Below are 8,627 nucleotides of genomic sequence, written 5' to 3' on the forward strand. Positions count from 1 at the left end.
CGCGGGGAGTGCCGGCGACTGGCACCCCCCGCCCCGCCGGAGTATCGATCATGCGTCCTTTCGTCACCGGCCTGCTGCTCGCCGCCGCCGCGCCCGCCCTGTCGGCCCATGCCGCACCGGCCCCGCCGCCCGCGCCGCTATGCGCCATCGCCGCGCCCTGCGCCAAACCGCTCCCGGTACGGATGGTGGTCGTCACCATGTTCGAGATCGGCAAAGACGAAGGCGACACCGCCGGCGAGTTCCAGCTGTGGAAGACGCGGCGCAACCTGTATCAGCGCATCCCCTTCCCGCACGGCTATCACGATCTCTATTACAATCCCGAAACGCAAATACTGGGCGTGGTCACCGGCGTCGGATCGGTCCGCGCGGCATCGGCGATCACCGCGATCGGCCTCGACACCCGGCTCGACCTGTCGCACGCCTATTGGCTGGTGGCGGGGATCGCCGGCATCGATCCCGAGGACGCCTCGATCGGTTCGGCGGCATGGGCGCGCTATGTCGTCGACGGCGATCTGGCGCATGAGATCGACGCGCGCGAAATCCCGGCCGACTGGAAAAGCGGCTATTTCCCGCTCGATCGCCAGGGGCCGAACGATCCCGCCCCGCCCCGCCAGGACGGCGGCGAGATATTCGCGCTCAATCCCCGGCTGACGGAATGGGCCTATCGCCTGACCCGCGACACCGCGCTGCCCGACGATCCGGGGATTGCCCGCGAACGCGCGCGCTATACCGACCATCCCAATGCGCGAAAGCCGCCCTTCGTGCTGATCGGCGACCAGTTCTCGGCCATGACCTTCTGGCACGGGAGCCTGCTCAACCGCTGGGCCAACGACCACATGCGCTATTTCACGCAGGGCAAGGGCAGCTTCGTCACCAGCGCGATGGAGGAGACCGGCACGCTGCAGGCGATCGACTATCTCTCGAAGATCGGCCGCGTCGATAAGGACCGCGTCCTCGTCCTGCGCACCGGCAGCAACTATACGCTGCCGCCGCCCGGCGTCACCGCCGCCGACTATCTGCTGCGCGAGAATGAAGGCTATGCCGGGCTGAACGCCTCGGTCGAAAGCCTGTACCGCGTCGGCAACCGGGTGGTCGACGAACTGCTCACCCATTGGGACCGCTACCGCACCACACCGCCCCAATGATGCTGACCGTCCTCCATTCGGCCGCTGTGCTCGTCACCATGGACGATGACGGGCGCGAGATCGCCGATGGCGCGATCGCGTGGCGCGACGGGGTGATCACCGCGATCGGCACGACCGAGGCGCTGGCCCCGTTGCGACAGGTCGCCGACCGGACGATCGATGCGCGCGGCTGCGTGGTGACGCCGGGGCTGGTCAACACCCATCACCACCTGTTCCAGTCGCTGACCCGCGCGGTGCCGGGCGCGACCGATGCCTCGCTATTCGGTTGGCTCAAGCGGCTCTATCCGATCTGGGCGCGCTATCGCCCCGACGACGTCCATGCCGCCACGCGCCTCGGGCTGGCCGAACTGGCGCTGTCGGGCTGCTCGCTCAGCACCGATCATCTCTATCTTTACCCGAACGGCGTCACCCTCGACGACACCATCGCCGCCGCCGCCGATATCGGCCTGCGCTTCCACGCCACGCGCGGCAGCATGAGCGTCGGCGAAAGCGCGGGCGGCCTGCCCCCCGATGCGCTGGTCGAGCGCGAGCCGGCGATCCTCGCCGACACGATCCGCGTGATCGACCGGTTCCACGATCCCGCTCCCGGTGCGATGGTCCGCATCGCCGTCGCCCCCTGTTCGCCCTTTTCGGTCAGCGAGGGGCTGATGCGCGACGCCGCGCTGCTCGCCCGCGACAAGGGCGTGATGCTGCACACCCATCTGGCCGAGGATGACGATGACGTCGCCTTCTCGCTCGAACGGTTCGGTTGCCGGCCGGGCGTCTATGCCGAACGCCTGGGCTGGACCGGGCCGGACGTGTGGCTGGCGCATTGCGTCAAGCTCGACGCCGACGAGATCGCGCTGTTCGCCGCGACCGGGACCGGCGTGGCGCACTGCCCCTGCTCGAACTGCCGCCTCGGTGCGGGCATCGCGCCCGTCACCGCGATGCTCGCCGCCGGGGTGCCGCTGGGACTCGGCGTCGACGGATCGGCATCGAACGACAGCGGCAATTTATTGCTGGAGGCGCGGCACTCGATGCTCCTCCAACGCGTCACCACCGACGCACAGGCGCTGTCGCCCCGCGCCGCGCTGCGCCTCGCGACGCGCGGCGGGGCGGAAATGCTCGGCCGCGACGATTGCGGTGCGCTGACCGTCGGGCGCCGTGCCGATCTGGCGGTATGGGACGTGGCGACCGCCGCCAACACCGGGGCATGGGATTCGGTCGCGGGGCTGGTGCTGTGCCCGCCGGCGGGCGTGCGCGACCTGTTCGTCGAAGGGCGCGCGGTGGTCGCGGGCGGCGTGCTGGTCGGCGTGCCGCTGGCGACGGTCCTCAGCGATGCAGGCCGCTCGGTAGCGCGACTGCGCGACGCCGCCTGATCGTTACGCCATCGGGTCCTCCGCCGTCGACCGCGCGCTGAAAAAGGCGTTGAGGCCGACCGCGCTGATCGATGCCAGCACGATCCCCGAATGGAGCAGCGGGGCGAGTGCTGCCGGCATCGCCTGGAAGAACCGGTCGGACAGCACCGGGATCAGCCCGATGGCGATCGACACGGCGATGGTGACCAGGCGTTCGAAGGTCAGTTCGACCGACCCGAGGATGCGGATCCCGGTCGCCGCGATCATCCCGAACATCACCAGCGCCGCCCCGCCGAGCACCGGCAGCGGCACCGCCGCGACCAGCGCCGCCAGCTTCGGACAGAAGCCGAGCGCCAGTAACACGCCCCCCGCCCCCGCGCAGACGAAGCGCGACCGGACGCCGGTGATGCTCAACAACCCGATATTCTGCGCGAAGGAGGTGTAGGGAAAGGTGTTGAACACCCCGCCCAGCACCGTGCCCGCCGCATCGCCGCGCAGCCCGCGCACCATCTGCCGCCGGTCGACCGGGCGGCCGACCATCTGCCCGGCGGCCATGAACATGCCGAACGATTCGATCATCACCGTCATCATGACAAGGCACATCGCGATCGATGCCGGCAGTTCGAAGGTCGGCATGCCGAACTGGAACGGCCGCACCAGCGCGAACCATGGCGCGTCGCGCACCGGACTCAAGTCGACCTGCCCCATCGCGCCGGCGATCATCGTGCCGGCGACGGTCCCGACCAGCACCGCGCCGCCGCGCAGCAACCCATGGCCGAACCGCATCAGGCACAGCACCACGCCGAGCGTCAGCAACGCCAGCGACAGATGCGCCGGCGCGCCATAGCCGGGATCGGTCGGCTGCCCGCCCGCGGTCCAATTGATGCCGACCCGCATCAGGCTGAGCCCGATCGATAGGATTACCGTGCCGGTCACCGCCGGCGGGAAGAGCCGTGACACCCGCCCGACGAACGGCGCGATCAGGAACCCTAACAGCCCGGCGACGATCACCGCGCCATAGATGCCGCGCAGCACCGTTTCGGGCGGCGTGCCCGCTGCATTGCCGGTCGCGATCATCGCCAGCATCGGGCTGATCGATGCGAAGGTCACCCCCATCACGATCGGCAGGCGGATGCCGACCTTGGGCAGGCCCAGCGTCTGGATCAGCGTCGCGAAGCCGCACGCGACCAGATCGGCACTGATCAGCAGCCCCAGCTGCGCGGGCGGCAGGTTCAGCGCGCGCCCGACCACCAGCGGCACCGCCACCGCCCCGGCATACATCACCAGCACATGCTGACACGCCAGCGGCAACAGCCGCCGCGCGGGCAGCATCGCATCGACGTCGTCCGCGATCGCGGCGACCGGTGCGGGTCCCTGCCCGGCGAGGGGCAACTGCGTCGTCGCCGATTGCATGGCGCCGGTCTCCGTCTGTCGATTGCGTGCTGCGGCGCAACCTATCGACAGCCGACCGGTCGCCACCAGCGCCGTTTCTGGAACGAAGCGATCGAGAAAAGGCATCGCTCAACCGCCACGCCAAGGCTATCGCGCGCGCCGCCGATTGCGCATGATGCGCGCCAAGTCCGACCCGAGGGAAGCTGCCCGCATGACCGACGATGCCTTCATCACCGCGCTGCCCAAGGCCGAACTGCATTTGCATATCGAAGGCAGCCTCGAACCCGAACTGATGTTCGACCTTGCCCGCCGCAACCGCGTCGCCATCCCCTTCGCATCGGTCGAGGCGGTGCGCGCCGCCTATGCCTTTTCCAACCTGCAGGACTTTCTCGACATCTATTATGCCGGCGCCGACGTGCTGCGGACGGCGGAGGATTTCCACGATCTGGCGGTCGCCTATTTCGACCGGGCGGCGGCCGACGGCGTCGTCCATGCCGAAATCTTCTTCGATCCGCAGACCCATACCGATCGCGGCATTCCGTTCGACACGGTGATGGAGGGGCTGCTGTCGGGCATGCACGCCGCCGGGGAACGGCACGGCCTGACGTCGAAGCTGATCCTGTGCTTCCTGCGCCATCTCGACGAGGACGCCGCCTTCGCGACCTTCGCACAGGCCGAAAAATGGCTCGACCGCATCGACGGTGTCGGCCTCGATTCATCCGAAGTCGGCCACCCGCCCTCCAAATTCGCCCGCGTCTTCGCGGCGGCGGGCGATGCGGGGTTGAAGCGCGTCGCCCATGCCGGCGAGGAGGGGCCACCCGCCTATGTCCATGAGGCGCTCGACCTGTTGCGCATCGACCGGCTCGACCATGGCAATCGCGCGCTCGAGGATCCGCTGCTCACCGCGCGTCTCGCGCGCGAGGCGATGACGCTGACCGTCTGTCCGCTGTCCAACCACAAGCTGTGCGTGGTCCCGGACATGGCCGATCACCCGATCGACCGGATGCTGGCGCTGGGGCTGCGCGCGACGATCAATTCGGACGATCCGGCCTATTTCGGTGGCTATGTCGGCGACAATTACCGCGCGGTCGCGCAGGCGCGCGGCCTGTCACGCGGCGATCTCGTGACGCTCGCGCGCAACAGCTTCCTCGGATCGTTCCTCGACGATGCCGCCATCGCCGCGCATCTCGCCCGATTGGATGGCTTTGCGCGCTCGGCAGGCGGTGGACAAGCGGACCCGGTCTTGTAGGAATGCGGCGGTCCTGCCGCCCGTCCGGCCCTTCGATGGAAACGCCGTGGTACCCAAAATCTATCTGTCCGCCGACCGCCTGCTCGAAGATTCGTTCCGCCTCGGCAACCTCGTCTTCGATTCAGGATTCCGCCCGACGCATATCGTCGGCATCTGGCGCGGCGGCGCGCCGGTCGGCATCGCGGTGCAGGAACTGCTCGAATATCGCGGGGTACAGAGCGACCATATCGCGATCCGCACCGCCTCCTATACCGGCATCGACCAGCAGGAACCGCAGGTCCGCATCTACGGCCTCGGCCATCTGGTGGACGTCCTCAATCCCGAGGACCGGCTGCTGCTGATCGACGACGTGTTCGATTCGGGCCGCTCGATCCGGGCGCTGCTGAAGGAGTTGAGCGATCGCTGCCGCAACAACCTGCCCGACGAGGTGAAGGTCGCGACCGTCTATTACAAACCGTCGCGCAACGTGACCGACCTGAAGCCCGACTTCTTCGTGCACCAGACCAATGACTGGCTGATCTTCCCGCACGAGATCAACGGCCTGACCACCGACGAAATCCGCGCGCACAAGCACGGCGCCGACATCATCCTGCGCTGACGGCGGCGGGGCAACCGCCCCGCCCGCCTCTATTCCCCCGCGCTCGCGATCGCCACTTCCTGCGGGTCGCCGATCACCACGCCGACGCGCTGGTGCAGGCCATGCGGCGCGATGTCGAGGATGCGGTCATGGCCGTCGGTCGCGCTGCCGCCCGCCTGTTCGATCAGCATCGCCATCGGGTTCGCCTCGTACAGCAGCCGCAGCCGCGCCTTGCCCGCCTGCCGGTGGTCGGCGGGATAGAGGAACACGCCGCCCCGCTTCAGGATGCGGTGAATGTCCGCCACCATCGATGCGGTCCAGCGCATATTGTAATCGATGCCGAGCGGCCCTTCGCTGCCGAGGATGCGTTCCTCGATATAGCGGGCGATGGTCGGCGACCATTGGCGGCGGCGCGCCATGTTGATCGCGAATTCTCGAGTGCCGGCGGGAATGCGCATCGGCCCGTCGGTCAGCCGCCACGACCCGACCTCGCGGTCGAGGGTGAATTCATACACCCCGTCGCCGACCGTCAGCACCAGCAGCGTCTGCGGCCCATAGATCGCATAGCCCGCCGCCACCTGATCGCGGCCGGGTTGCAGGAAGTCGGCTTCGGTCACGTCGCGCCCGGCGCAGTCCTCCGGCGCGCGCAGCACCGAAAAGATCGTGCCGACCGACAGGTCCACATCGACATTGCTCGACCCGTCGATCGGATCGAACAGCAGCAGATATTCGCCCTTGGGATAGCGATTGGGGATGCGATGGATCGTCTCCATCTCCTCGGACGCCATGCCCGCCAGATGGCCGCCCCATTCATTGGCATCGAGCAGCAGTTCGTTGGCGATCACGTCCAGCTTCTTCTGGACCTCGCCCTGCACATTCTCGCTGCCCAGCGCGCCGAGCACGTCGCCCAGCGCCCCCTTCGAGATCGCATGACCGATCGTCTTGCACGCCCGCGCGACGGTTTCGATCAGCAGGCGCAGCTCGGCGGGGCAGCTTTCGGCGTCGCGGCGCTGCTGCTCGATCAGGAACCGCGACAGGGTGATCGCGCCTTGCGCCGCCGGTTGGGGATTCGTCATTCGCTGTCCTTTCGTCGGCCTGCCGGCGCTCGGGCCTGTATGCGATGCATTCGTTTCGCACGGAAGACAGGAACGACGATGCCAGCAACCCGTTCGCTCGGCAGCGAAAACCGCAAGCGTAGCCACAGGAAAGCGGAGGAACATCATGGATATAGCGGTAACGACGCTGGTCGAGCGCATCGCGCGCACCCTGGCCGGGCTCGATCACAGCGCCAACGGCGCGGGAAGCGAGACGTCGGCGGCGACCAGCGTCGACGAAACTTGGCGCGCCTATCTGGCGCAGGCCGATGCGGTGCTGCGGACGATCCGCGAACCGTCCGGGGCCATGTCGGCGGCCGGCGACCCGGCGATCTGGTCGGCGATGCTCGACGCTGCGATCGCCGAGTCCGAGACGGTCTGACAGGATCGGGGCGGATCGCGTGGGAAAGCGCGATCCGCCCGCCGACCTCAATCCCTGAACGGGTTGAGCGTCTCGATCGTGCCGTCGGGACGGAAGGTCAGTTCGGTGATCTTGGCCGAGCGCAGATGGTTTTTGTTCGACAGCTGCGTGTCGTGATACGCCAGATACCATTTGCCGCCGAATTCGAACACCGACCCATGGCTGGTCCAGCCCTGTACCGGTTCGAGGATGCGGCCGGTATATTTGAACGGGCCATAGGGCGTATTCCCGACCGCATAGGCGAGGTAATGCGTGTCCCCGGTCGAATACATGTAATAATATTTGCCGCCGCGCTTGAAGACCCACGACCCTTCGAAGAACCGCCGGTCATGGTCGCCGCCCAGCACCGGCTTGCCGTTCTCATCGACGATCGTCGCGTCGCGCAGCGGTTCGGCAAGCTGCTTCATGTCGGGGCCGAGGCGCGCGACCTTGCCCGACAGCGCCGGCTTGTCGTCCTGCTTCAGGTCGGTGTCGCCGGCATTGGGATCATATTTTCCGGTGGCCCAGCGCTGCAACTGCCCGCCCCAGATGCCGCCGAGATAGAGATAGCTCTGTCCGTCATCGTCGGTGAACACCGCCGGGTCCATCGAATAGGCGCCCTTGATCGGCTGCGGTTCCGCCTTGAACGGGCCGACCGGCGAGGAAGAGGTGGCGACGCCGATGCAGAACACGCCCTGTTTGTCCTTGGCCGGGAAATACAGATAATAGGTACCGTTCTTGTACGCGGCGTCGGGCGCCCACGCCTTTTCGGACGCCCATGGTATCTGCTTCAGGTCGAGCGCGACCGGATGCACCGTCACCGGTCCGCCCGGCCGGTCCATGCTCAGCACCTGATAGTCGTGCATCGCATATTGGCTGCCCAGATCGTCGTCGGGAATGCCGGCATCGACATCATGGCTGGGATAGACATAGATTTTGCCGTCGAAGACATGCGCCGACGGATCGGCGAAATACAGATCCTTGACCAGCGGCTGCGCCAGATAGCGCTTGCCCTCGGGACTGCGCGCCTCCTCGCCCGCATTGCCCGCCGCAGCGGCGTTGGCGGCGGCGTCGTTCTGTACGGCGTTGTCGGCGGAGCACCCTGCGAGCAGCGCCAGCGCGGCCGCAGCCGCCGGAAATTTCATCGAAAGACGCAACAGCCCATCCTCTCATCTTGGTCCGGCGCGGCTTATGCCGCTGCTACGATAGCGCTACCATTCGCGGCACGCCGGCTGCAAGAGGCTGGACGTCGGGTGCTGTCGCTGCCGCCGCCCACGGAACGCGCCGAACGACGGCACCCGTGATATTAGGCATCGTGGACAAAGGGTAGCCAGAGCAGAACTGATGCGAGGCTGACAAAGCCGATGTAGGATTCTGCGGTTTTGTCGTACCGGGTGGCGACCCGTCGCCAATTCTTGAGCTTGTTGAACAAG

8 protein-coding genes and 1 pseudogene are annotated in these 8,627 nt (G+C 67.3%); 5 read left to right on the top strand and 4 right to left on the bottom strand.

Features of this window, described 5'->3' with window-relative positions:
* The first annotated feature begins 50 nt into the window (after positions 1-50).
* Both MF607_RS19210 and MF607_RS19215 read left to right on the top strand, forming a co-directional pair.
* The gene (locus MF607_RS19210; RefSeq protein ID WP_242121775.1) at positions 51-1,145 is read left to right on the top strand and encodes a purine nucleoside permease; all 1,095 of its coding nucleotides are present in this window, start codon (positions 51-53) and stop codon (positions 1,143-1,145) included.
* Complete coding sequence (locus MF607_RS19215) at positions 1,142-2,503, top strand: 8-oxoguanine deaminase (protein ID WP_242121776.1); 1,362 nt, start codon at positions 1,142-1,144, stop codon at positions 2,501-2,503. Before MF607_RS19210 ends, MF607_RS19215 begins: the two co-directional genes overlap by 4 nt.
* A gap of 3 nt (positions 2,504-2,506) precedes the next feature.
* Here the strand turns inward: MF607_RS19215 and MF607_RS19220 are convergent, their stop codons facing one another.
* Positions 2,507-3,895, bottom strand: a complete 1,389-nt coding sequence (locus MF607_RS19220) for a nucleobase:cation symporter-2 family protein (RefSeq protein ID WP_242121777.1) — start codon at positions 3,893-3,895, stop codon at positions 2,507-2,509.
* A 190-nt stretch (positions 3,896-4,085) separates the two neighbouring features.
* Between MF607_RS19220 and MF607_RS19225 the strand changes: the two genes are divergently transcribed.
* A complete protein-coding gene (locus MF607_RS19225) occupies positions 4,086-5,123 on the top strand; it encodes an adenosine deaminase (protein WP_242121778.1) in 1,038 nt (345 codons plus the stop codon).
* A gap of 46 nt (positions 5,124-5,169) precedes the next feature.
* A complete protein-coding gene (locus MF607_RS19230) occupies positions 5,170-5,721 on the top strand; it encodes a phosphoribosyltransferase (protein ID WP_242121779.1) in 552 nt (183 codons plus the stop codon).
* Positions 5,722-5,750: 29 nt separating this feature from the next.
* Here the strand turns inward: MF607_RS19230 and MF607_RS19235 are convergent, their stop codons facing one another.
* Positions 5,751-6,776, bottom strand: coding sequence for a class 1 fructose-bisphosphatase (locus tag MF607_RS19235; RefSeq protein ID WP_242121780.1), 1,026 nt, complete (start codon positions 6,774-6,776; stop codon positions 5,751-5,753).
* A gap of 145 nt (positions 6,777-6,921) precedes the next feature.
* Between MF607_RS19235 and MF607_RS19240 the strand changes: the two genes are divergently transcribed.
* Entirely contained in the window at positions 6,922-7,176 is a 255-nt protein-coding gene (locus MF607_RS19240) for a hypothetical protein (RefSeq protein WP_242121781.1), read from the top strand.
* 47 nt (positions 7,177-7,223) lie between these two features.
* Here the strand turns inward: MF607_RS19240 and MF607_RS19245 are convergent, their stop codons facing one another.
* Positions 7,224-8,339 carry a glycoside hydrolase family 43 protein gene (locus MF607_RS19245; RefSeq protein ID WP_431311979.1) on the bottom strand — a complete coding sequence of 372 codons (1,116 nt, stop codon included), beginning with the start codon at positions 8,337-8,339 and terminating at the stop codon, positions 7,224-7,226.
* A 161-nt stretch (positions 8,340-8,500) separates the two neighbouring features.
* Positions 8,501-8,627 (bottom strand): annotated as a pseudogene (locus MF607_RS19250) (IS5 family transposase); the annotation flags it as partial.

The sequence above is a fragment of the Sphingomonas lacusdianchii genome (assembly GCF_022664395.1).
GTDB lineage: Bacteria > Pseudomonadota > Alphaproteobacteria > Sphingomonadales > Sphingomonadaceae > Sphingomonas > Sphingomonas lacusdianchii.